Source organism: Streptomyces sp. NPDC058198 (assembly GCF_042882605.1).
Taxonomy (GTDB): domain Bacteria; phylum Actinomycetota; class Actinomycetes; order Streptomycetales; family Streptomycetaceae; genus Streptomyces.
The window spans coordinates 375,160-398,461 of sequence record NZ_JBHVVP010000006.1 but is presented as its reverse complement, the minus strand read 5'-3'; the positions used below and the strand labels follow the sequence as shown (position 1 = coordinate 398,461).

At 70.5% G+C, this 23,302-nt stretch carries 19 protein-coding genes; 7 read left to right on the top strand and 12 right to left on the bottom strand.

What is annotated here, in order from left to right:
- The first annotated feature begins 166 nt into the window (after nt 1-166).
- Complete coding sequence (locus ACFVWW_RS23025; RefSeq protein ID WP_384188684.1) at nt 167-1,096, top strand: LLM class F420-dependent oxidoreductase; 930 nt, start codon at nt 167-169, stop codon at nt 1,094-1,096.
- 118 nt (nt 1,097-1,214) lie between these two features.
- Here the strand turns inward: ACFVWW_RS23025 and ACFVWW_RS23020 are convergent, their stop codons facing one another.
- The 4 genes from ACFVWW_RS23020 to ACFVWW_RS23005 all read right to left on the bottom strand — a co-directional run bounded on the left by ACFVWW_RS23020 (nt 1,215) and on the right by ACFVWW_RS23005 (nt 5,272).
- Nucleotides 1,215-2,921, bottom strand: coding sequence for a flavin monoamine oxidase family protein (locus ACFVWW_RS23020; RefSeq protein ID WP_384188682.1), 1,707 nt, complete (start codon nt 2,919-2,921; stop codon nt 1,215-1,217).
- Between the two features lie 126 nt (nt 2,922-3,047).
- Nucleotides 3,048-3,845 (bottom strand): carbon-nitrogen hydrolase family protein, encoded by a 798-nt coding sequence (locus ACFVWW_RS23015; protein ID WP_386878800.1) that lies wholly within the window; start codon nt 3,843-3,845, stop codon nt 3,048-3,050.
- 245 nt (nt 3,846-4,090) lie between these two features.
- Complete coding sequence (locus ACFVWW_RS23010) at nt 4,091-4,699, bottom strand: TetR/AcrR family transcriptional regulator (RefSeq protein ID WP_384330253.1); 609 nt, start codon at nt 4,697-4,699, stop codon at nt 4,091-4,093.
- A gap of 117 nt (nt 4,700-4,816) precedes the next feature.
- Nucleotides 4,817-5,272, bottom strand: coding sequence for an Lrp/AsnC family transcriptional regulator (locus ACFVWW_RS23005; RefSeq protein WP_384188678.1), 456 nt, complete (start codon nt 5,270-5,272; stop codon nt 4,817-4,819).
- A gap of 138 nt (nt 5,273-5,410) precedes the next feature.
- Here ACFVWW_RS23005 and ACFVWW_RS23000 point away from each other — a divergent pair, with 138 nt between their 5' ends.
- A complete protein-coding gene (locus ACFVWW_RS23000; protein ID WP_386878799.1) occupies nt 5,411-5,815 on the top strand; it encodes an ATP-binding protein in 405 nt (134 codons plus the stop codon).
- 70 nt (nt 5,816-5,885) lie between these two features.
- On the opposite strand, the gene ACFVWW_RS22995 is transcribed toward ACFVWW_RS23000, so the two are convergent.
- The 6 genes from ACFVWW_RS22995 to fmt all read right to left on the bottom strand — a co-directional run bounded on the left by ACFVWW_RS22995 (nt 5,886) and on the right by fmt (nt 13,195).
- On the bottom strand, nt 5,886-6,761 hold the full coding sequence (locus tag ACFVWW_RS22995; protein WP_384330247.1) for an RNA polymerase sigma factor SigF: 876 nt from the start codon (nt 6,759-6,761) through the stop codon (nt 5,886-5,888).
- Between the two features lie 274 nt (nt 6,762-7,035).
- Nucleotides 7,036-8,499 carry a GuaB1 family IMP dehydrogenase-related protein gene (locus tag ACFVWW_RS22990; RefSeq protein ID WP_384193294.1) on the bottom strand — a complete coding sequence of 488 codons (1,464 nt, stop codon included), beginning with the start codon at nt 8,497-8,499 and terminating at the stop codon, nt 7,036-7,038.
- Between the two features lie 213 nt (nt 8,500-8,712).
- A complete protein-coding gene (locus tag ACFVWW_RS22985; protein WP_384193289.1) occupies nt 8,713-9,762 on the bottom strand; it encodes a sugar-binding transcriptional regulator in 1,050 nt (349 codons plus the stop codon).
- Nucleotides 9,763-9,910: 148 nt separating this feature from the next.
- Nucleotides 9,911-10,594 (bottom strand): ribulose-phosphate 3-epimerase, encoded by a 684-nt coding sequence (gene rpe, locus ACFVWW_RS22980; RefSeq protein ID WP_384193287.1) that lies wholly within the window; start codon nt 10,592-10,594, stop codon nt 9,911-9,913.
- Between the two features lie 190 nt (nt 10,595-10,784).
- Complete coding sequence (locus ACFVWW_RS22975; RefSeq protein WP_386878798.1) at nt 10,785-12,218, bottom strand: RsmB/NOP family class I SAM-dependent RNA methyltransferase; 1,434 nt, start codon at nt 12,216-12,218, stop codon at nt 10,785-10,787.
- A gap of 32 nt (nt 12,219-12,250) precedes the next feature.
- On the bottom strand, nt 12,251-13,195 hold the full coding sequence (gene fmt / locus ACFVWW_RS22970; RefSeq protein ID WP_384193281.1) for a methionyl-tRNA formyltransferase: 945 nt from the start codon (nt 13,193-13,195) through the stop codon (nt 12,251-12,253).
- A 271-nt stretch (nt 13,196-13,466) separates the two neighbouring features.
- On the opposite strand from fmt, the gene ACFVWW_RS22965 reads away from it, so the two are divergent.
- Nucleotides 13,467-14,018: a hypothetical protein gene (locus ACFVWW_RS22965; RefSeq protein ID WP_384330242.1), complete on the top strand. Its 552-nt coding sequence runs from the start codon at nt 13,467-13,469 to the stop codon at nt 14,016-14,018.
- A gap of 244 nt (nt 14,019-14,262) precedes the next feature.
- On the opposite strand, the gene ACFVWW_RS22960 is transcribed toward ACFVWW_RS22965, so the two are convergent.
- On the bottom strand, nt 14,263-16,407 hold the full coding sequence (locus ACFVWW_RS22960) for a primosomal protein N' (RefSeq protein WP_386878797.1): 2,145 nt from the start codon (nt 16,405-16,407) through the stop codon (nt 14,263-14,265).
- A gap of 215 nt (nt 16,408-16,622) precedes the next feature.
- Between ACFVWW_RS22960 and ACFVWW_RS22955 the strand changes: the two genes are divergently transcribed.
- The 4 genes from ACFVWW_RS22955 to ACFVWW_RS22940 are packed head-to-tail and all read left to right on the top strand — an operon-like array spanning nt 16,623 to nt 21,758.
- Nucleotides 16,623-17,939 (top strand): helix-turn-helix domain-containing protein, encoded by a 1,317-nt coding sequence (locus ACFVWW_RS22955; protein ID WP_386878796.1) that lies wholly within the window; start codon nt 16,623-16,625, stop codon nt 17,937-17,939.
- Entirely contained in the window at nt 17,932-18,684 is a 753-nt protein-coding gene (locus ACFVWW_RS22950; protein ID WP_386878795.1) for a TIR domain-containing protein, read from the top strand. The genes ACFVWW_RS22955 and ACFVWW_RS22950 overlap by 8 nt, the downstream gene beginning before the upstream one ends.
- Nucleotides 18,681-20,639, top strand: coding sequence for an ABC transporter substrate-binding protein (locus ACFVWW_RS22945; protein WP_386878794.1), 1,959 nt, complete (start codon nt 18,681-18,683; stop codon nt 20,637-20,639). Before ACFVWW_RS22950 ends, ACFVWW_RS22945 begins: the two co-directional genes overlap by 4 nt.
- A 39-nt stretch (nt 20,640-20,678) precedes the next feature.
- Nucleotides 20,679-21,758, top strand: coding sequence for a hypothetical protein (locus ACFVWW_RS22940; RefSeq protein ID WP_386878793.1), 1,080 nt, complete (start codon nt 20,679-20,681; stop codon nt 21,756-21,758).
- 81 nt (nt 21,759-21,839) lie between these two features.
- Here the strand turns inward: ACFVWW_RS22940 and metK are convergent, their stop codons facing one another.
- Nucleotides 21,840-23,048 (bottom strand): methionine adenosyltransferase, encoded by a 1,209-nt coding sequence (gene metK / locus ACFVWW_RS22935; RefSeq protein ID WP_384193272.1) that lies wholly within the window; start codon nt 23,046-23,048, stop codon nt 21,840-21,842.
- Nucleotides 23,049-23,302: the final 254 nt, after the last annotated feature.

Sequence of the window (23,302 nt, the reverse complement as noted above, 5' to 3'; positions counted from 1 at the left end):
CTCCCATCATGTATATGAACGAAGTTCATGAACGAGACCGTGCGAGCGTAGGGGCGGCGGATAACACTGACAATGGGTCAGGCGCGGCCGGGATGTCAGTTCGAGGAATCAATAACCTTCTGCCATACGGTGATTACCTTCAGCGTCCGCACGAAGGAGTACACGTATGCCGGTCAAGCTCGGTCTCGGTCTTCCGCAGACGAAGCAGTACGACATCGGCCGCGATGTGGCGACCGTGGCGCGGGCCGCGGAGGAGGCCGGCTACGAGAGTCTGTGGGTTTTCGAGCGCGTTCTCTTCCCCGAGCCCGCCACCCAGGGGCTGTACAACATCCCGGGGCTGCCCTGGCCCGACCACTACCGCTCGGTCGCCGAACCGCTGGTGACGCTCGCGCTGGCGGCCGCGGCCACCGAGCGGCCACGGCTCGGCACGAGCGTCCTGGTCGCACCGCTGCATATGCCGTTCCAGCTGGCCCGTTCGCTCGCCTCGCTGGATGTCGCGAGCGGCGGCCGGGTGGTCGCGGGGATCGGTACGGGGTGGTCGCTGGACGAGTTCGCAGCCGCCTCCGTCGCGCCGTTCGAGAAGCGCGGCGCGGTCCTGGACGAGCTGCTGGACGTGTGCGCGGCCGTCTGGGGCCCCGACCCCGTCTCGTACGAGGGTGAACTGACCACCATCGCGCCGTCCGAGGTCGGGCCGAAGCCGGTCCGGCCCATCCCGGTCTATCTGCCCGCGAACAGCCCGCGCGCCACCCGCCGGCTGGTGGACCGTGCGGACGGCTGGATGCCCGTGGCCATGGGCGTCGCGCAGCTGGCAGAACAGTGGCAGCGGGTACGGGACGTGGCCGCCGAGCGCGGCCGGGAGCGGCCGATCGACGCCTGCGCCCGCGCCAACGCGCAGTACAGCGCGAAGCCGTTCGAGGGCAAGGACCGCCACCCCTTCCAGGGCAGCGTGGCGCAGATCGTGGAGGATCTGGCGGCGCACGCCGAGGTGGGCGTACCGGAAATCCTGCTGGACCTCCAGAACTCGACGCGGGACGCCGCGGAGCTGAGCGATGTGGCGGCGGAGGTGTACGCGGCGGCGCGCGCGGCCGGCGTCTGACCGGGGATCCGGCCGGCGTCTGACCGGGGTCCGGCCGCCCGCCGGCCACTGACCGTACGGTGATCGCGCCGGAGCTCGCCGCCCGACGGCGGCCGGCCCGGCCGATCCCGGATCCCCGTCAGTCCTCGGGCAGTTCGACGGGCGCGATGTCGTCGTACAGGTCACCCGGCCCGGGGTTCGTGGCGTCCGTGGCGCCGCCGAAGTGGTGCATCACACCCCACACCGCGTTGAGCGCGGTCTGAACGGCGCCCTCGGCCCAGCCCGCCGTCCAGGAGATGTCGTCCCCCGCCAGGAAGATCCCCCGCTTGTCCGCGGGCAGCCGGTCCTGCATGAAGTGCGTGAACAGCCGCCGCTGGTAGCGGTAGTGACCCGGCAGATTGGCCTTGAACGCGCCCATGAAGTACGGCTCGTTCTCCCAGGAGACGGTCACGGGGCTGCCGATGATGTGACGGCGGATGTCGACCTTGGGATAGATCTCGCGCAGCGAGTTGAGCATGACCTCCATCCTCTCCTCGGCGGACAGCGGCAGCCATTTGAGGCTGTCGTCGCACCAGGTGTACGAGAGGCAGATGACGGCCGGCTTGTCGGGGCCGTTGTCCAGCAGATACGTGCCGCGCGTCATCCGGTCGGTGAGCGTCATCGACATCACGTCACGCCCGGTGGGGCGCCCGGTGTCGTCGACGGCCTCGTCCAGCCAGAACGGCCGGTCGACCGGGACGAACAGCTTGGAGGACTCCATGTAGTGGGTGCGCTCCATCGCAGTCCAGTGGTCGATCGGAAAGAGCGAGTCGTCGCAGGCGATCTTGGCGAGCAGCAGCCAGGACTGGGCGGTGAAGATCGCCGCGCGGTAGGTACGGATATGGCCCGAGGAGTCCGTGACGGTGATCCGGTTGCCCGCCGTGCGGTGCAGTCTGGTCACCGCGGGCCGCGGCTCGCCGCCGTGCAGCGAGGACAGCGAGGTCCCGGCGGGCCAGTGTGTGATCTTCCGCGGCTCGCGCTGCCACAGCCGCAGCGGCAGTTGCTGGCTGCCCCCGTCGATGGAGCGGTGGTGGTCGTCGGCCTCGGTGTAGACGACCCGCAGGATCTCCAGGATGGAGTTGGGGAAGTCGGTGTCCCAGCCACCGGTGCCGAAGCCGACCTGGCCGAAGATCTCCCGGTGCCGGAAGGACTTGAAGGCCGGGGAGTCGCAGAGGAAACCGTAGAAGGTCTGGTTGTCGAGCTTCTCGACCAGCCGCGCCCAGATCTCCCGGATCCGCGGGACATCGCGCTCGCGCAGGGCCTGGTTCATGTCGGAGAAGTCCGCGCCCTCCTCCAGACAGGTGTTCCAGGCGTCCATCACGTCGCGGTAGACCTGCGGCAGATCGCCGATGGTCTCGGCGTAGTGGGACCGGCCCTTGAGGTCGACCACGGTCGACGGGGTTCCGGCGGCCAGCGGATTGGGGAACGGGCGGGTCCGCAGGCCCACCAGATCGATGTAGTGCTGGAGCGCGGTCGACGAGGGCGGGAAGCGCATCGCGCCCATCTCGGCGGTCAGCTCGGGGTCGCAGCCCTGGAACCCGACGGTGCGGAGCCGTCCGCCGATCTTGTCGGCCTCGTACACGACAGGCTTCAGGCCCATCTTCATCAGCTCGTACGCCGCGATGATGCCGGAGAGCCCGCCACCGATGACGGCGACCTCGGCGCCGTGCTCGGTCGCGGGGATCTGGCCGAGCCCGGCGGGGTGCGCGAGGAAGTCGTCGTACGCGTAGGGGAAGTCCGGCCCGAACATGGTGATCGGCGGCTGCGCGTCGGTGTGCTGGACGGCGGTGGGCAGCGTGGACGTCATGGGGTACGGGACTCCTTGCACGGAGGCGGAGAAGGACACGGGCAGGCGCTGGGACGGCTGGGCGGGCTCGGGCGGCTCGGCTCGGGCGGTGCGGGCGGTACGGGCAGTGCGGGCGGTGCGGGCGGCTCAGACGAGGGAGGTGTACAGGCCGGGGCGGCGGTCCCGCAGATACGGATTGGCCGCCCGGGAAGCGTTCAGGAGTTCGCGGTCGACCTCGCCGAGGAGCAGTTCCTCACCGCGTCCGGCCCGTGCCCGGGTGGCGCCGTCGGGGCCGGCGAGACAGCTCAGCCCGACGAACTCGAAGTCGCCCTCCTGGCCGGTCCTGTTCACGTACGCGACGTACATCTGGCTCTCGAAGGCCCGCACCGGCACCAGCGACTCGGCGACGAACTGGAACGGATGCATCTGGGCGGTGGGCACCAGCAGCAGATCGGTGCCGGCCAGGGCATGGCCCCGGACGTTCTCCGGGAATTCGACGTCGTAACAGATCATGATGCCCAGCCGCAGCCCGGCCAGTTCGGCCTGGACGACGGGCTGCTCCCCCGACGTGAACCACTCACGCTCGAAGCCGCCGAAGAGATGGGTCTTGCGGTAGTTCGCCAGCCGCGCGCCCCCGGGACCGATGAGCTGTGCGGCGTTGAAGATCCGCTCGCCGTCGCGCTCGGGGTAGCCGTACAGCACCGCGAGTCCATGGCGTACGGCGATCTCGGCGACGGCCCCGGCCGAGGGGCCGTCGGCGGGCTCGGCCAGCCGGGGCATGTCGTCGCCGATGGCGTACCCGGTCAGGAACATCTCGGGGCAGACCAGCAGCCCGGCGCCGGCGGCCGCCGCGTCGCCCGCCGCCTCGTCGAGCACCTTGAGATTCCCGGCGACCGAACCGGGTCGGCCGGAGCTCTGGAGCAGGGCGGTGCGCAACGGCGGCATGGCTGACCTCGGACGGTGCGAAGGGGGTTCCGGGGGGACGCAATGACGGTACGGTCCGGCCGTCGGCCCGGGCAAGACGCGACCGTTGCGTTCCGACCATCGATCCGTTGCGCGATCGGCCGCGCGACCGGCGATTTATTGCGCGGGGGCGTCTCCCCTGGTCAGGAGGGTGTTTTCGACCCCCTGGCGGAGGGCTGGTACGGCCCGGCGGGGCCGATACCGGTGGCGGCGGCCGGCGGCGCTTCTCACCCGGCCGCTGACTCCGCGGCCTCCTCGAGCCGCGCGATCCCCCAGTCGAGAGCGGCTTCCAGATGTGTGGTGCTCCCCGTCGAGAGCAGGATCGCCACCCCGCCCTGCACACCGGCCAGCAACGCGGCGGCCGTCCTGTCCACATCGAACGAATGAGGCAGCCGCCCATTGCTCTGCAGAGCCCGGATTCCGCCGGCGAGATGGTCCTGCCACTCCCGCATCAGCGCGCTGACGATGGCCCGGGTTCCCGGGGAGGTACGGCCGACCTGCTGGAGCAGCGACCCGAGCGGACAGGTGTCTCCCTGTTCCGTGTACCGCCGGACAACCACGTCCCGCCATCGGTGCCACGCCTCCCACGTGTCCAGACACCCCAGATACGGCTGCTGATCGTCCAGGACCCGGTCCGCCTCGTACTGGGCGACCGCCAGCAACAGCTGATCCTTGCCCTCCGGGAAGTAGTGGAACAGCTGGCTCTTGCTCGTACCCGTCCGCTCCCGGATGTCGTCCAGCGTGGCGGTGAGCCCCGCCTCCCGCAGGACCTGGGCGGCCCCGACGACGATCCGCTCCCGCGTGGCCTGCCCCTTGGGCGTCAGAGCACGTGACACGACCCGCTCCCCTCACTGGACTGTTCGGTCCACTCTAGGTCCCGTGCGGGCGCCGGGGCGGCGGGGCATCCCGTACCCAGGACGCGCCCCCCGGGCTGGTCCTAGGTCGGACAGGGCCTAGCCGGGCGAGCCCGAGGAGTAGCGCCTGAACAGGGGCGACAGCACGAGCACCGACTTCGTGCGCTCCACGTAGGGCTCGCCCGCGATCCGTTCCAGTACCTGCTCGAAGTGGCGCATGTCCGCGGCGAAGACCTGGACGAGCGCGTCCGCGTCTCCGGTGACGGTGGACGCGGACACGACCTCCGGATAGCGCTCCAGACCGCGCTGAATGGCCTCGGGCGAGGTTCTGCGGCTGCAGTAGATCTCGATGAATCCCTCGGTCTCCCAGCCGAGCGCCGCCGGGTCCACCCGTACCGTGAAGCCGGTGATCGCTCCCTCGGCGCGCAGCCGGTCGACACGCCGCTTCACGGCGGGCGCGGACAGGCCGACGAGCGAGCCGATGTCGGCATAGGAGCGGCGGGCGTCCTCGGCGAGGGCGTGGACGATGCGTTCGTCGAGATCGTTGAGTCGCACTGCTGGTGGTTCACTTCTCTGCGGTGGCCGCTCGGGGCGGCGGGTCCGGGGGCGGCGGGGGGCCGTAACGGAAGTAGAACACGAGCCTGACCACCCGGGTGGCGGTGGAAGTCGGATAATGGGGTAGGCGGGCCTGTGATGAGTACCGAGCCCCATGTGGTGGTTGTGGACTCGCCGCACCGGGACAGTGCGGCGGCCCGGGGAACAGCCGCCGAATTCCTGAAGCAGCACTGTCCCTGGGCCGACCTGGACGCGGTGCTGCTGGTCGTCTCGGAACTCGCCACGAACGCCATCCGGCACACCTCGGGGTGGTGGCGGCTCCATCTCACCGCGGCGGACGAGACCTTGACGGTGGAGATGGACGACTCCAGTCCACTGCCGCCGGTCGCCCGCCGGCCCGACTTCGCGGGCGGCGGCGGATTCGGCTGGCACATGGTGCTGAGGCTCGCGGGTCATGTCGAGATCACGCCGCTGCCGGACGGCAAGCGGGTGAAGGCGGTCTGGCACCGGTCGGCGGTCACGGTCCCCGCCCCGGTCTGCTGAAGGGGTACGCCGTACGGAGGGGGCGGCCCCCAGACGCGGGCCGCCCCCTCCGTACGCCGTACTCCCCGCCCTACTCCACCACCAGCAGCCCTTCGCGCAGCCGTCCGGTGATCCGCGACAGCAGCCGGGACACATGCATCTGAGAGACGCCCAGTTCGGCGCCGATCTCCGACTGGGTCATCTCGTCGCCGAAGCGCATCCGCAGGATCTGTCGCTCCCGCTCGTCGAGTTCCTCGATGAGCGGCTTGAGCGCCTGGACGTTCTCCGCCGTCTCCAGACCCGCGTCGGGCGCGCCGAGCCGGTCGGAGAGCGGGGCGGAGGCTTCCGCCGCGTCGTCGGTCGGCATGTCGATCGAGCCGGCCGTGTAGCCGTTGCTCGCGACGATCCCCTCGATGATCTCGTCCTCGTCCAGACCGAGATGCCCGGCCAGTTCGGCCGTGGTCGGCGCGCGGTCGAGGCACTGGGACAGCTCGTCGGTCGCCTTGGCCAGGTCGATCCGCAGCTCCTGGAGCCGGCGCGGTACGTGCACGGCCCAGCTGGTGTCCCGGAAGAACCGCTTGATCTCGCCGACGATGTACGGGACGGCGAAGGTCGCGAACTCCACCTCGCGGCTGAGTTCGAAGCGGTCGATCGCCTTGATCAGGCCGATGGTGCCGACCTGGACGATGTCCTCCATCTGGTCCGCGCGGTTCCGGAAGCGCGTGGCCGCGTAGCGGACCAGCGCGACATTCAGCTCGATCAGCGTGTTGCGCACGTACTGGTACTCGTGTGTGCCTTCGTCCAGCTGGGTCAGCCGGACGAAGAAGAGCTTCGAGATTTCCCGTGCGTCCTTGGGTGCCACATCCCCGGGGCTCTCCACGTACGGAAGGTCCAGCTCGGCCGCGTCGGCCCGCCACCGGATTCCGTACCGCGTACGTTCGGTCGGGACCGTGCTCGCGATGGACACTTCGTCCTCCCCTGCTCCGTGATCAGTGCAGGACCCGGATACCCCGTCCTGACGCACTCATGCCTGTTGATTCCAGATTGAGATATGCCGCAGGGTAGCCGGGAGGAGCTCTAGTGCTGTGACCGGAAAGGTTCACCGGCTCGCGACGCCCGGCACGGCACCTCGCCGCGTTGTCGGAGTCGCGCAAGTACGTCCAGTACGAGCGCGATCCTCCGCCTTGCGATGTACCGCACCGGCCGCCGCGAGCCCCCGGCAAACCTTTCCGGCCACAGCACTAGCTCCAACTGGCGTGCAGCGGCTTGCCCTCGGCGTAGCCGGCGGCGCTCTGGACGCCGACGATCGCCTTCTCCGCGAACTCCTCCAGGGAGTTCGCACCGGCGTAGGTGCAGGAGGAGCGCACCCCCGCGATGATCGAGTCGATCAGATCCTCGACGCCGGGACGCGACGGGTCGAGGAACATCCGCGATGTCGAGATGCCCTCCTCGAACAGCCCCTTGCGGGCCCGGTCGTACGCCGACTCCTCGCTCGTACGGTTCCGTACGGCGCGCGCGGAGGCCATGCCGAACGACTCCTTGTACAGCCGTCCGTCGGCGGCCTCCTGAAGGTCGCCCGGGGACTCGTACGTACCGGCGAACCAGGAGCCGATCATGACATTGGAGGCGCCCGCGGCGAGCGCCATGGCGACATCGCGCGGGTGCCGGACTCCGCCGTCGGCCCACACGTGCTTGCCGAACTTCCCCGCCTCGGCGGCGCATTCCCGCACGGCCGAGAACTGCGGCCGGCCCACGCCGGTCATCATGCGGGTGGTGCACATCGCGCCGGGCCCGACACCGACCTTGATGATGTCCGCGCCGGCCTCGATCAGATCGCGTACGCCCTCCGCGCCGACGATGTTGCCCGCCACGATCGGCACCTCCGGGCTGAGCGCCCGTACGGCCCTGATGGCGGCGATCATCGACTCCTGGTGGCCGTGCGCCGTGTCGACGACGAGTGTGTCGACGCCCGCGTCGAGGAGCTGCTTGGCCTTGCCCGCGACATCGCCGTTGATGCCGACGGCGGCGGCGATCCGCAGCTTGCCCCGGGCGTCGGTGGCGGGCGTGTAGAGGGTCGCGCGCAGCGCGCCCTTCCTGGTGAGGATGCCGACCAGCCTGCCGTCGGCGTCGATGGCAGGCGCGAGCTTGCGGTTGGCGTTGTCGAGGGTGGTGAACGCCTCGCGCGGGTCCATGTCCGCGGCGATCAGCAGCAAGTCCTTGGACATGACCTCGGACAGCTGGGTGAAGCGGTCGACGCCGGTCAGATCGTGATCGGTGACGATCCCGACGGGCCGCTCCTCCTCGTCCACCACGACACCCGCGCCATGCGCCCGCTTGGGCAGCAGCGACAGCGCGTCGCCGACGGTCTGGGCCGGGGCCAGGACGATCGGGGTGTCGAGCACGAGATGGCGCGTCTTGACCCAGGAGATGACGTCGGTGACGACCTCGATCGGGATGTCCTGCGGGATGACGACGAGGCCACCGCGCCGGGCGACGGTCTCGGCCATCCGGCGGCCGGCGATGGCGGTCATGTTGGCGACGACCAGGGGGATGGTGGTCCCGGTGCCGTCCGGCGAGGAGAGGTCCACGGCCTGGCGGGAGCCCACGGCCGAACGGCTCGGCACCATGAAGACGTCGTCGTACGTCAGGTCGTACGGCGGCTGCAAGTCATTGAGGAAACGCACGTGCTGAACATCCCAGTCGATCGGAGTCGGACCCCGGTCGGTGGAGCCGGGGAAAGCGCACGTACTTCATTCTCCCATGCCGGACCGCGTACCCCACCGGGGATAAACGTCCAGTTCAGGAGGGGTGTCCTGGTGCGATGCTCCCATGGCTGCCCCGGCGGTCCCGCCGCCAAACGGCCGGGCGGGACGCTCCCCGTCCGGGCCATTCCCCGAACGGGTCATTCCCCGACCGGGTCATTCCCCGTCCGGGTCGGACCGCTCCAGCGCGGGCCGTGGCGCGGGCGTGAACTCGGTGAGCAGGAAGTCCGCCGCCGCGGTGTCGGTGACCAGGCTGGTCACCAGGCCCGAGCGCAGGACGGCGCCGATCGCCACTGCCTTGCGCAGCCCGCCCGCGATGGCCACGACCTCCGGGATACGGCGCAGCCGGTCGGCCTCGACCGTGATGCACCGCTCGCCCAGATCGCGGCCGACGCGACGGCCGTCGGCGTCGAAGAGATGCGCGGACATCTCGGCGGCGACGCCGAGCGAGGCGTAGTGGGCCCTCTCCTCGTCGGTGAGCATGTCGTGCACCGTGGAGATGCCCGGCTCCCACGAACCGATGGAGACGGCCGCGACGGTGACCTTGTCGAAGTACTCGAAGGCGCGCGCGATACCGGTCTGGCTGCGCAGCGCGGCGGCGGTCGCCGGGTCGGGCAGCAGCATCGGGGCGTAGATGGGGTGTGCCTCCCCCCCGGACACCTGGGCGGCACGCCGTACCGCCTCGACCGAGCCGCGCTCGGCGGTCCCCGCGTCGTACACACCGGTGAGCTGGACGACCGTACAAGGCGGCAGCCGGTCGAGCGCGGCCGCCATATGGATGGTGGACCGGCCCCAGGCCAGCCCCAGCACATCGCCCTCGACCACCAGCTCACCGAGCAGATCGGCGGCGACCTCGCCCAGATTCTCCGGGTCGGGCGACTCGTCCGCGCCCTCCGCGGGCGACTCGACGACCACCGCGTGGCGCAGGCCGTAGCGGGCGCGCAGAGCGTCGGAGCGCTCCGCGTCCAGTTCGGCGGGGACGCGGATCTCGATCCGTACAAGATCACGTTCGAGAGCCGTCTCCAGGACCCGGGCCACCTTGAAGCGGCTGACGCCGAACTCCTCGGCGATCTGGATCTTGGACTTGCCCTCCAGGTAGAAGCGGCGTGCCATGGCCGCCGCCTGCACCAGTTCCGCGGGTCCCATCCGCAGGGCTGGCCGACCTGCCGACATACCAGACACCGCGATCTCCTCACTGCTGTTCACACTCTGGACTCGCTGTTCATCCTGTCAGATGCAACGGTCCTCGATCAGCCCTGATGGGCCCGTTCATGTTCCTGTGGCTCGGTGGCCGGCCCGGGGTCGGTTCAGCGACCGGTTCCGGGGCCGTGTGGTGACCGGCTCGGGGGCCGTGTCAGTGGCCGCACGCCCAGGGGGCGGAGGCGGTCGCCTCGGTCGCCTGGTTGCGCAGCATCCGCACCGCCGCCGCCGGATCGTCCGTCCCGTACACCGCGGATCCCGCGACGAAGACATCGGCGCCGGCCTCGGCGCACCGCTCGATGGTGGCGGCCGAGACCCCGCCGTCGACCTGGAGCCACAGCTCGAGGCCGTGCTTGGAGATCAGCTCCCGGGTGCGTCGGATCTTGGGCAGCATGATGTCCAGGAATGCCTGGCCACCGAAGCCCGGCTCCACCGTCATGATCAGCAGCATGTCGAGCTCGGGGAGCAGATCCTCGTACGGCTCGATGGGCGTCGCGGGCTTCAGCGCCATGGACGCCCTGGCGCCCTTGGCTCGGATCTCGCGCGCCAGCCGTACGGGGGCGGCCGCGGCCTCCGCGTGGAAGGTCACGGAACCGGCGCCCGCCTCGACGAACTGCGGGGCCCAGCGATCGGGTTCCTCGATCATCAGATGGCAGTCCAGCGGGATGTCCGTCGCCCGGCCGAGCGCTTCGACCACGGGCACGCCCAGGGTCAGATTGGGCACGAAGTGGTTGTCCATGACATCGACATGGAGCCAGTCGGCGCCTTGGACGGCCTTCGCCTCCTCGGCGAGTCGGGAGAAGTCGGCGGACAGGATGCTGGGGTTGATCTGGGCCATGTGCCAAGCCTGCCATGCTCCGGACGTGTTCCCGACCTCTTCCGGGCCTGGATACGGACCTCTGTACGAGCCGGTGCCGGACGGGAACGGCACAGTCCGCGCAATCCTCGCGTTTCAGCGAGGCCGGCGGCACGCGGCCGTCGGCCGTACCCCGTGCTGCTCGCCACGGCCGTCGGTCGGTCGGCGCTTCTCAGGCGGTACGGCGCAGCAGGGCCAGGTACATGGCGTCCGTGCCGTGCAGATGCGGCCACAGCTGGACGTCCGGGCCGTCCCCCAGCGCCGGTACGCCCGGCATCAGCGGCCTGGCGTCGATCCATTCCGCCTCGACGGCGGGGCCGCCGCGCCCCTTGAGGACGTCCTCCACGACCACCCGGGTCTCGGCGAGATGCGGGGAGCAGGTCGCGTACCCGACGACGCCGCCGACCCGTACCGCGCCGAACGCCTCGCGCAGCAGGGCGCGCTGGAGGGGGGCGAAACCCTCCAGGTCCTCCGCGCGCCGTCGCCAGCGCGCCTCCGGCCTGCGCCGCAGCGCGCCGAGGCCCGAGCAGGGGACATCGACCAGGACGCGGTCGAAGGAGCCGGGAACCCACGGCGGCCGGGTACCGTCCGCAGTGATCACCTGGTACGGGCCGGGGTTCCCGGCGAGCGCGCGTTCGACGAGCCGCGCCCGGTGCGGCTGCTTCTCCGCGGCGAGCAGGAACGCGCCGCGTTCGGCGGCCAGCGCGGCCATCAGCGCCGCCTTGCCGCCGGGCCCCGCGCAGCCGTCGAGCCAGCGGGCGTCGGAGCCGTCCACCGGTGCGTTGGCGACGGCGACCGCGACCAGCTGACTGCCCTCGTCCTGGACACCGGCCCGCCCGTCGCGTACGGCGTCGAGCGCGCCCGGTTCGCCGCCCTCGGTGAGCCGTACGGCATAGGGCGACCAGCGGCCCGGCATCCCGGAGTCCTCGCCCAGCACCTCCATCAGCTCATCGGTGGTCGAGCGGCCAGGACGGGCGACCAGCGTCACCTCGGGCCGTTCGTTGTCGGCTTCGAGGAGATCCTCGATACCGGCGCGGCCGCCGCCCAGCGCGTCCCAGAGGGCGGAGACCACCCAGCGGGGATGCGAGTGGACGACCGCGAGATGGTCCTCGGCGTCCTCGTCGTACGGCGGAGCGACCCGCTCCAGCCAGGTGTCCAGATCGTCCTGCGCGATCTTCCGCAGCACGGCGTTGACGAACCTGGCGCGGCCGTCGCCGAGCACCACCCGGGCCAGCTCCACACTCGCGGAGACCGCCGCGTGGGTCGGGATCCGCGTCCCGAGCAGCTGGTGCGCGCCGAGCGCGAGCACATCCAGCACCGGCGGGTCGACCTCGCGCAGCGGGCGGTCGATGCACGCCGAGATGATCGCGTCGTACGTGCCCTGGCGGCGCAGCGTCCCGTACACCAGCTCGGTGGCGAGCGCGGCGTCCCGCGCCTCGAAGGCGCTGTCCTCGCGGGCCTTCTTCAGCAGCGGGGGCAGGACGAGGTTCGCGTACGCGTCCCGCTCGTCGACGGCCCTGAGCGCCTCGAAGGCGAGGATCCGCACGGGATCCTTCTTGGGGCGGCGGTACGGCTTGGGGGGACGGCGATGGGCCTGCTCGTTCAAAGGTGCTCCGCGGTGAGAAGAGTCGAACCCTCTCAGCCTACGTGCGCCGCGCCGAGCCGTTCGCCCGGGGCGATCCGCACTCCGCGCGCCCAGTCGGCGGCGCGCATCGGCTTCTTGCCCTGCGGCTGGACCCAGAGCAGCTCGACGTCGTGCGAACCGGTGCCCGCGTAGACATTGTTCTTGCCGACGGCCAGCTCCCCGGGCGCCAGTTCCGTACGGCCGGGCAGCAGCCCCAGATGCACCAGCTTGAGCCGCTCGCCGCGGAAGACGGTCCAGGCGCCGGGCGCGGGTGTGCATGCGCGGACCACGCGGTCGACGCGCAGCGCCGGCGCCGCCCACTCCACCTGTGCGTCCTCGACGGAGATCTTGGGGGCGAGGGAGATGCCCTCGGCGGGCTGCGGTACGGGCTTGAGGGAGCCGTCCTCGATCCCGTCCATGGTCGCGGAGAGCAGGCCGGCGCCGGCGAAGGCGAGCCGGGTCAGCAGATCACCGCTGGTGTCGGTGGGCCGTACATGCTCGGTGATCACGCCGTACACCGGCCCGGAGTCGAGTCCCTCCTCGATCTGGAAGGTGGCCGCGCCGGTCATCTCGTCGCCCGCCATGACCGCGTGCTGGACGGGCGCCGCGCCGCGCCAGGCCGGCAACAGCGAGAAGTGCAGATTCACCCAGCCGTGGACCGGTACGCCGAGGGCGACCTTGGGCAGCAGGGCGCCGTACGCGACGACCGGGCAGCAGTCGGGACCGATCTCCCGCAGCCGCGCGAGAAAGTCCTCGTCACGCGGCTTGGCCGGCTTGAGCACCTCGATGCCGGCCTCCTCCGCGCGCTGGGCGACGGGGCTGGCGACCAGCCTGCGGCCGCGTCCCGCGGGCGCGTCGGGCCTGGTCACGACGGCGACGACGTCATGCCGGTCGGAGGCGATGAGTGCGTCCAGGGCGGGTACGGCGACCTCGGGGGTGCCGGCGAAGACGAGCTTCATCGGTGGCTGACTGCCTCTCGGACTGGTGAGGACCGGTGCGTGATCCGGTGCGTGATCTCGGGCCGGTGCGCGCGGTGATCGAGCAGCGCACCAGTCTATGGGCCCGCGCCACGGGGGGCGTACGACGGCCCGCGCGCCCCCGCACATATGCGGATACGCCCCCACAGCGTGACCACAACACCGGGTGGCGCGTTGTCAAGGGAGATTGACCAACACGGGCCGCACCGGTGCGGCCCGGATCCTTTTCAACGCCGGTTCGAGAGGCTTGTTCATGGCCGACCACGCAACCCACGACGCACAAGCCCGGGCAAGTCTGCACCTGTTGGTGCGGGACATCGAGCGGGTCCGACGGCAGGTGGACGCGTTGCGCACCCTCACCGCCCAGCTGGGCAATGTCTACCGCCCGCGCCGCTCAGGCCCGTCCACGGGCTTCGTCGTCTACGGCAGGGCCCCCGCTCCGACCGTCCGTCTCGCGCAGGAGCTGAGGGACAGCGTCGAGACCCTGGTGACCGCGGCCGTGGACTTCGACCGCTCGCTGGGCTTCTCGTGGGACGCGGTGGGTTCGGCGCTGGGTGTCACCAAGCAGGCGGTGCACCGCCGTTACGGCACCCGGCGGGCCGCGGCACAGCAGCAGCCCGCCGCGGTCGAGGCGGACCGCCCGCCGCAGGACCCCACCGCACCCCGCCCGCCCTTGCAGGCCGTACCGGGCGCCGTACCCGCGGTCCCCGCCGCGCGGTCGATGCCCCCGCAGCCGACCGCGAGCACCCACTCCCTCCGCGAGGAAACCCGCCCGGGCGCCTTCCCCGGCCCACGTGGCGGCTGATCTTGGGAGGAGCCGGGCCGGGGCCGGGCCCTGTCCGGGAGATGACCGGCCGTACGCGCGGCGAGGGCCTCGGGGCTCCACACACCGGCCCCGCCCGGCGCCGCTCGTGCGGACGAAGGACGGGGCGGTGTGGCCGGCAGCCGCACGGCCGCACCGCCCCCGGGCCATGCTTGGGCCACTTGAGCCCGAAGGGCGGAACCCCCTGCCCCCGCCCGGTACGCAAACAGCCGGGTTCGCCGCGCCGTCAGCCGATGTCCGGTGGATCGATCCTGACCCGTACCGGATCGCCGCCGCCCCGGGCCAGCCGTGCTGCCTGCGCCGCCTTCAGCGCGCCGGCCAGCGCGGCGCCACTGCCCGGTGGCACCCGCAGCAAGGCGCGCTCCCAACGCTCCCCCGGCGGGGGGTCGCCGGGTCTGCGCGGTCTGCCCGGGTCCGTGAGCGGCAGCGGTACGGGGCCCAGCACCTCGGCGTCGCCCGGCAGTTCGGCGGCCGCAAGGAACACGCCCACCGCCTCCGCCCGGCCGGTCACCGCCGCCATCCGTGACACCGGCGGGAACCCCAGCTCGGCCCGCTCCGCCAGCTCGCGCTGCGCGTGGCCCACCGGATCCCAGCGCACCAGTGCCTGCACCGGCCGCAGTGTCGGCTCGGCCACCACGACCACCGTGCCGCCCTCGCTCTGCCCGCGCACCAGGGAGCTGGCCTGCATCCAGCGCCGCAGGGCCTCCTCGCCCGCCCGCAGATCCGGCCGCCCGAGCATCGCCCAGCCGTCCAGCAGCAGGGCGGCCGCGTAACCTCCCTCCGCCACCGGCTCGGCCCCGGGGGTGCTGACCACGAGCGCCGGGCGCCCCGGCACGGAATCGAGCACATGGTCCCGGCCCGAGGTACGGACCGGGACGGCCGGGAACGCCCGGCCCAGCTCCTCCGCCGTCCGCCGCGCTCCGACGATCTGCGCGCGCAGCCGGGTGTTCCCGCACTCCACGCACTGCCAGCCCGGCTCATCACGGCCGCACCACGCGCAGTGCAGCTCACGTTCCCGCGGAGCCTCCAGCGGGCCCGCGCAGTGGCGGCACCGGGCCGGCGTACGGCAGCGTTCGCAGGCCAGCTTGGGCACATAGCCGCGCCGGGGCACCTGCACCAGCACCGGACCGGTCTTCAGCCCTTCCCTGACGGCCTGCCAGGCGAGGCTGGGCAGCCGGGCCACGCGCGCCGCCTCGTCCCGGGCCAGCTCACCGTCGCCGACGGTACGGACCAGCGGCGCGGCCGTACGCACCTGCTCGCGGCCCGCCGCCAGGGGCAACGCCCACCCCGTCTCCACCAGCTGGGCCGCCTCGACCGTGCATCCCGTACTGCCCAGCAGGAAGCCGCACTTGTCGTGGGCGGCACGCAGCAGCAGCACCTCGCGCGCGTGCGGCTGGGGGGCGTGCTGTTCGCTGTGGCTGCCGTCCCCGTCGTCCCAGATGGCGACGAGTCCCAGGTCCTGTACCGGCGCGAACATGGCCGCGCGGGTACCGACCACCGCCCGCACCGAACCGCGCCGTACGGCGAGCCACTCCCGGTACCGCTTCTCCGGCCCCGCCTCCGCCGTGAGCAGCGCGTGCCGGCCCTCGCCGAGCAGCGCCGTGAGCGCGGTGTCGACCCGCGCCGCGACCCGCCCGTCCGGTACGACGACGAGCGCGCCCCGGCCCGATGCCAGCGTCGCCGCCACCGCCCGCGCCAGCTCCTGCGCCCAGTGGGGTCCGGGCAGCGCGGTCCATACGGCCCGCGGCGCACCACCCCCGGCCAGCGCGTCCAGGAACGCGGCCCCCTTCACGTACCGCTCCCACGTCCCCGCCTCCGGCGCGGCCGGCGACGGCAGCGGCTCCGGGGAGGGCTTCGACTCGGCGCGCGCGTTCCTCGGCGGGACCGCGAGCTGCAGGACGTCCGCGAGGCTCCCGGCATAGCGGTCGGCGACAGCCCGCGCGAGCCCGAGCAGCTCGGCGCTGAGCACGGGCTCCGGCGACACCACATCGGCGAGCGCCGCAAGCGGCCCGGAGTAGTCGGAATCGGCCCGCCGCTCGACGACGAACCCGTCGATCAGCCGCCCGCCCTCGCGCCGCCCGCCCCGCACCTGATGCGCCCCGGCCCCGAACCGCACCCGCACCCGCACCCCCGGCTGCGCCACCTCGTCCAGCTCCTCCGGCACGGCGTAGTCGAAGAACTGATCAAGATGCAGCACCCCCTTGTTGACCACCACCCGCGCAACCGGCAACTCCCCGGCCAACGCGGCCCCCCGCCACGTCCGCGGCTTCGCCCGCGGCACCGTGGCCTTCCGCACACTCTCCCGAATAAGCGCAAGCTGCTCAGGCCCCCCACCCCCGGGATCCTCAGACCGCCTGTCATCGCTGCTCACAGCTTCATACCTACCAGACACCTCTGACAGCGGCAGACGCGGTGGCGATTCGGACATCACGCCCTGTGGCCGTCTCGACACACACCGCAGGCTCGGGTTCCCTCCCGAAGAGGAAACGGGAAACGTCCCTGTTCGCCTTGTCCCGCATTACCGGCTGCCGCACGCTGATGCACGTCATTCGTCGGCAGCCCGGCCGCGGAGTGACGGAGGTTGAAGTGCTTGATCAGACGAACGACTTCGGGCGAGAACTGCGACGACGGCGCTTGGCGGCGCCGCTGTCTCTTGAGCAGCTGGGAAAGCTCGTGCACTACAGCAAGGGTCAGCTCAGCAAGGTGGAGAGAGGCCTCAAGCCCCCTACCACCGAGCTGGCCCGGCTCTGCGACGTCCAGCTGTCGGCCGGAGGAGCACTCTCCGAGCTGGTACCCCGGCAGGAGGCGAACGCCCCCCTGCCCGATTCCGGTCACGAAGGTGAGGTGTGGTCAATGCACTTGGGCAAGGACGGATCGAGTTCGTTCCAGCCGGTGCGGCGCCGCAGCGTCATTGCCGCCGGTGCCGCTTCGGTACTCGCGATGCAAACAGACGGACTCGGCACGCAGGACCCGGCGGGCATGGGCGCCGAGACAGTGGTGGACGCGTCCCGCATGTTGTTCGACCAGTTCCGGCGGATCGGCCAGGCATCCGGCCCCGCCGGCGTCCTCCCACCGCTCATCGCGCAGACACACACCCTTGAGCAGCTCTCGAAGCGCACAGGACCGCACTCCCGCCGGGCTCTTCTGGTACTCGCCTCCCGATATGCCGAGTACACCGGATGGATGGCCCAGGAGTCCGGAGACGACAGCTCGGCCCTGTGGTGGACCGACCGCGCCGTACTGCTCGCCCGAGCGGGCGACGACGCCGGGCTCGCCGCCTACGCCTTGGTCCGGCGCGCTCTCGTCTGCCTGTACCGGGGTGATGTGCGACAGGCGGTCGAACTGTCCGAGCGGGCCCTTGGCAGTGAAGCGTCACCCCGCATACGGGGGCTCGCGGCACAACATCTCGCGCAGAGCGTCGCGTCCGACGGTCAGTACGACACCTGCATGCGCAACCTCGACCGGGCCCGCGACTTGCTCGCCGAGGATGCCGCTGACCCGGCAGCGCCCATCCTCGGCGCGTCCCACGTACCCGATGTGGTGTCCATGTTTCACGGCTGGTGCCTGTACGACCTGGGCCGGCCACGCCTGGCCGCCGAAGTGCTCGACCGGGAGCACGCACGCATCCCCGAGCACGCGATGCGGACGCGGGCGCGGTACGGCGTCAGACGTGCCCTCGCCCATGCCGCCGCCGGGGAAATCGACCACGCCTGTCACCTCACGAGGGACGTACTTCCTTCGGTGCGGCTCACCCACTCCGCGACGATCTTCGCGGATCTGCGCCGACTCGCACGCACGCTGAGGCGTCACCCGCGCAACGCCTCGGTGAGAGAGATCAGCCCGGATCTCTCCTCGGCACTGGCGCGCACCACAGGTTTTCAGAGAGGACTTGACCATGCATGAAATCTTCATCAACTACCGGACTCAGGGCGGTAAGGAAACCGCGTACATCTGCCACGAGCGGCTGTCCGGCAGATTCGGTGCGAACAGCGTCTTCCTCGCCGCGAAATCCATCGCGCCGGGCACCAACTACAGGGACGCTCTCATCGACGGCGTACGACGCAGTTGTGTTCTGCTGGCGCTGATAGACAAAGACTGGCTCGACGTACCTGACCGGAATCAGCCCAGCAGAAGGGCGCTGGTCAATCGGCAGGACTGGGTTCGACGCGAGATCGAGGAAGCTCTCACCTCCGGCACCCTGGTGGTTCCGCTCATGATCGGGCACCAGGTGGAACAGCTGGACGCCCGCCGGCTCCCCAAGTCGCTGGCTGAACTGGCCGAATGCCAGTACGAACGGCTCTCCCTGCGTGCGATCGACACCGACATGGCCCGGCTGGGTGACCGGCTCATCCGCCAGGTCCCGGAGCTGGCCGCTCTGGATCGTCGCCCCGCTCCGCAGACCGCGCCCACCGCCGTCGCTGAAGGCGGCGTGCACAACAACAGCCAGAGCGGCGGGATCGGCCAGGTCGGCGGCTCTGTAGGCACCTTCGTGAACGAGGCACACGGGCCTCTCCACACGGGGAACGGCAATCAGGTACATCAGCCGAAGATCACAGGGGACGGCACCAACTACGTCGCCGGGAGCAATCACGGTGGGATCCGTCAGGAGTTCGGCCCGCGCACCCCCCGGAAGGACGACGAGCGGTGACCTGGAGCCCCAGTTCCTACATCAACGAAGCACGGAGCGCAGTGCACAGCGGTGACGGGACGCAGGTGAACAACTACTACCTGGAAGCGGCCTCGTCACGGATACGGGGACAGGCACGCAGTCGTCCGCGCACCGTCGCGAAGGGTGACCGCGACCGGCTCTATCAGCGCTTTGTCCCACCGCCCCGCTTTCAGCAGGCACGCCAGGCGCTGCACACGCATCATGCGGCACTGCTCTCCGGCCAGCCGGGCAGCGGTCTGCGCGCGGCCGCCCTGATGCTGCTGCATGAGCTCCCCGAAGCCGGGGGAAGTTTTCACGAGCTGCCCGATACCCGGGACGACGACTCCTCCTCATCCCCGTTCGACAGTGGGGACATCAACAGCGGCGACCGGCTGCTTCTCGATCTCTCAGGTGCGGAGGAGACCCGCTATCTGGAAGTTCAGAGTCAACTCTCCGACTTCCGGCACCAGCTCATCGAACGGGGAGCCCACCTGACCGTGGTCCTGCCGCATCGTCTCGGCTATCTGCTGCGCAGCGATCTGCGGCCTCTCACCACGGATATCGAGCGCCCGTCGGCACGCAGAGTTCTCGCCGTCCATCTGCGCCGCGACGGCATCCGCCCAGCGGCAGCCGAGTTGGACACCCCCGAGCTCACGTCCTACTTGGCCAAGGCCCCTCTGCGTGACGTCGCCGATCTGGCCGACCGCATCCGGCGTCTGCGCGACGCCGCGGGTGCCGAACGAGGATTTCCGCACTGGCTGCGCGATGCCCTCGCCGTGCTGACGGATCAGACCGCCCGGGTGGCGGGCGATCTGTCCACACTCCACACGGGCCGGCGCCGCGCCTTGTTACTCGCACTGGCCATGTTTCACGACACCACGCCCGCTACGGTCTTCAGCGCCACCACCGCTCTGCTCAAGGTCCTGGAACACCCACCCGATGAGCGCCCCCGGCTGGAGCACAGCGACCTCACCGCTGAGTTCAAAGCGATTGGCGCGGAGACCCAGTCCTCCGGTCGCGTCCGATTCAGCCGAGTCGGCTACGACCGCGCCGTACGGGACCATTTCTGGACGTATCTCCCGGACCTGCGTCGGCAGCTGTGCGACTGGGTCAGGGAGTGCATGGAGTGGGCGTGGCTCAGCCCGAAGGAGCGGGAGCGTGTCATCGCGCGGTTCGCCGAACAGGGTCTGCGTGCGGGGCGACCTGACGATCTGTCCTGGCTGGTGACCCAGTGGACGGGGCACAACGCTCCCGCGCGTCTGATGTCTGACGCGGCGCAGGTCCTGACGCACGGCCTGGCCGATGATCGGCACGGCAGATCGTTCCGCCAGCAGATCTATGAATGGTCCAAGACCGCCGAGCTGAGTCCGAGGCTCAAACAAGTGCTGGTCCTGGTGTGTTCGCAGGTGATGGCCGAAACCCATCCTGACCAGGCGATGGTTCGCTTGCACCATCTGGCGAGGCGCGCGGCCGGTCCGGCGGGGCGGGCGGCACAGGAGTCGCTGCTCCGTCTGGCGCGCGCCGACAGCCGGCTCTATCGCCTGTTGCTCGGTCGGATCGAGACGGGAATGGCGGACAGCCACAGCGAGGCCGACGCCGTTCTGTTTCTGGCGCTGGCCGACGCGGCCCGTTTGATCAGGTCCGCGAGCGTACGTGCCGCACTCACCTCCGGCTGGGCCGGGGTCATGCGGCGATGGCCGGTGGAACGCTGGCGACCGGACGCCGATCGCTGGCTGACCGTATGCCAGGACGACCGCTACCGCGCCCCCGGCCTTGATGTACTGGTCGCCGCGTGCGCGGGTGACGGTTCCACGCTGGGCTGCGTCTACCGCGTGGCCCACGACTGGGCGCGCGCCGGCGCCGATGACTCCTCCCTTCGGGCCGAAACCACTGCTTGCCTTCTCCGGAAGATCAATAGCGCGCAGGGACTCGAACCCTTCAGTGTCGGTGCCTGACAGAAATCGAGGGTATTCATGAGTTCAGGCCAGAAGACCGTGACGGTCTTCGTCACCGTCATCCTGGGGCTGATCCTCGTCATATTCGGCCTCTGCTCGGACTGGCCCCTTTGGGCCTGGCCCGCGACCGTGGCCCTCCTCGTGGTCATCCCCATGGTGACCAACAGGGTGCTCACCCGCCGGCCCGACGAGTTTCCCCGTGAGTTCACGCTGGACCCGGATGTCCCGGCGCCACCGGTTCAACGTCAGGAGCAGCGTGTCACCGGCGTGGCACTGCCGAGCGCCGAGGCCGACTACGATTTCTCGTTCTCCGCAACGGTGCGCTGGATTCTGGTGGAGACCGGACATGACGCCCCGCTCATCAACCCCGGCGGGCTGGCGATCGATGCCGTACTCCAGCGTGCCCGTGCGGTGACAGCGAACCAACCGCCGACGCGCAGCGCACTTCTGCAGCACCAGCTCGACGCCGCTCTGGGCACCATGCGACCCGACCCGACGGACCGCGTCCTCGCCATGGCGCAGAACGTCTCGCTCGTCCTCCCGGATCCCGACCGCGAACGACTCACCAGACTCTCCGACGTCCGCAAGGACGAAGATCTCTGGGAGCACGAACGGAACTACGAACGCAACAAGCGCGCGTACTTGGGCGACGACGTGTTGAAGGACACCGGAAGCGCTGTCGTGTGGTGGCTGTCCAAGAACGACGATCAGGTGGAGGGAGCGGTGGATCGCATCGGGATGCTGGCCAGTCTCTCCGCCGCCGCCAACAACGACACGGTCGCTCCGACGTTCCAGCACCTCGTGTCTCCTGCTGCCTTCGACCCCGCGTTCCTCTCAGCGGGCGGCGAAGCTGCGGGAGCACCGTACGCGGAAGCCGCCGACATGTCTGGACCGCATCGGCCTTCCGGTCCGGAGCCTTCTCTGGACACTTTGCTGGAGTGGTTCGGCTTTGGCCTTGAGGACATGGATCTCGCTCTCTTCTCCGAACGGCTCGCCCAGCTCGCTCTGATCCACGGGAAAGCCGAAGCGGCGGACAGGATCAGGGCACGTTTCGATGCCCCGGACTCGGATGGCACGGACTCGGACGATACGGAGGAAGCGCCGGATCAGGAGGAGTAGCAAGCGAGACCTTGCGGCCCCCATGCGATGAGGCCCCGGACACCATCAGGTGTTCGGGGCCTCATCGCGAAACGGGGTGGGTCAGACGCCTGCGGCCTTGCGGAGGGCGTCTACGCGGTCGGTGCGCTCCCAGGTGAAGTCCGGGAGTTCGCGGCCGAAGTGGCCGTATGCCGCCGTCTGGGCGTAGATCGGGCGGAGCAGGTCGAGGTCGCGGATGATCGCGGCCGGGCGGAGGTCGAAGACCGAGGCGATGGCCTGCTCGATCTTGTCGGTGTCGACCTTGGCGGTGCCGAAGGTCTCGACGAAGAGACCGACCGGCTCGGCCTTGCCGATCGCGTACGCGACCTGGACCTCGCAGCGCGAGGCGAGGCCGGCGGCCACGACGTTCTTGGCGACCCAGCGCATGGCGTACGCGGCGGAGCGGTCGACCTTGGACGGGTCCTTGCCGGAGAAGGCGCCGCCGCCGTGGCGGGCCATGCCGCCGTAGGTGTCGATGATGATCTTGCGGCCGGTCAGACCGGCGTCGCCCATCGGGCCGCCGATCTCGAAGCGGCCGGTCGGGTTGACCAGCAGGCGGTAGCCGTCGGTCTCCAGCTTGATGCCGTCGTCGACGAGCTCCTTGAGGACGTGCTCCACGACGAACTCACGGACGTCGGGGGCGAGCAGCGAGTCCAGGTCGATGTCCGACGCGTGCTGCGAGGAGACGACGACCGTGTCGAGGCGGACGGCCTTGTCGCCGTCGTACTCGATGGTGACCTGCGTCTTGCCGTCGGGGCGCAGGTACGGGATGGTCCCGTTCTTGCGGACCTCGGAGAGGCGGCGCGAGAGCCGGTGCGCGAGGTGGATCGGGAGCGGCATCAGCTCGGGCGTCTCGTCGCAGGCGTAGCCGAACATCAGGCCCTGGTCGCCGGCGCCCTGCTTGTCCAGCTCGTCCTCGTCGCCCTCGACGCGCTGCTCGTACGCCGTGTCGACGCCCTGCGCGATGTCGGGCGACTGGGCGCCGATGGACACCGAAACGCCGCAGGAGGCGCCGTCGAAGCCCTTCTTCGAGGAGTCGTAGCCGATCTCCAGAATCTTGTTCCGCACGAGCTGCGCGATCGGGGCGTAGGCCTTGGTGGTCACTTCGCCGGCCACATGCACCAGGCCGGTGGTGATCAAGGTCTCCACGGCGACCCGGGAGGACGGGTCCTCCTGCAGGAGCGCGTCAAGAATGGTGTCGCTGATCTGGTCAGCGATCTTGTCGGGGTGACCTTCGGTCACTGACTCCGAGGTGAACAGACGGCGGGACACATCGCTCCCTGAGGTTGCAGCGGCTGCTGGCTGATCATTGGCGGACCGGCGGGGGGCTGCAGCCCCGCGACGGTCCACGACCACTTTATCGGTCGTATGAGGCCACGGGGCGAAGTGTCTCGATCTGTGGGAGTCCCGACGCCCGCGGCACTGCATTATGCGATACGCCGAACAACCCTGGCCAGGGGCCGCTACGCCGGATTTGAGCGGTTCTCGAGCGCCGGGGCGACGGATCCGAAGGGGCGCCCCGAAAG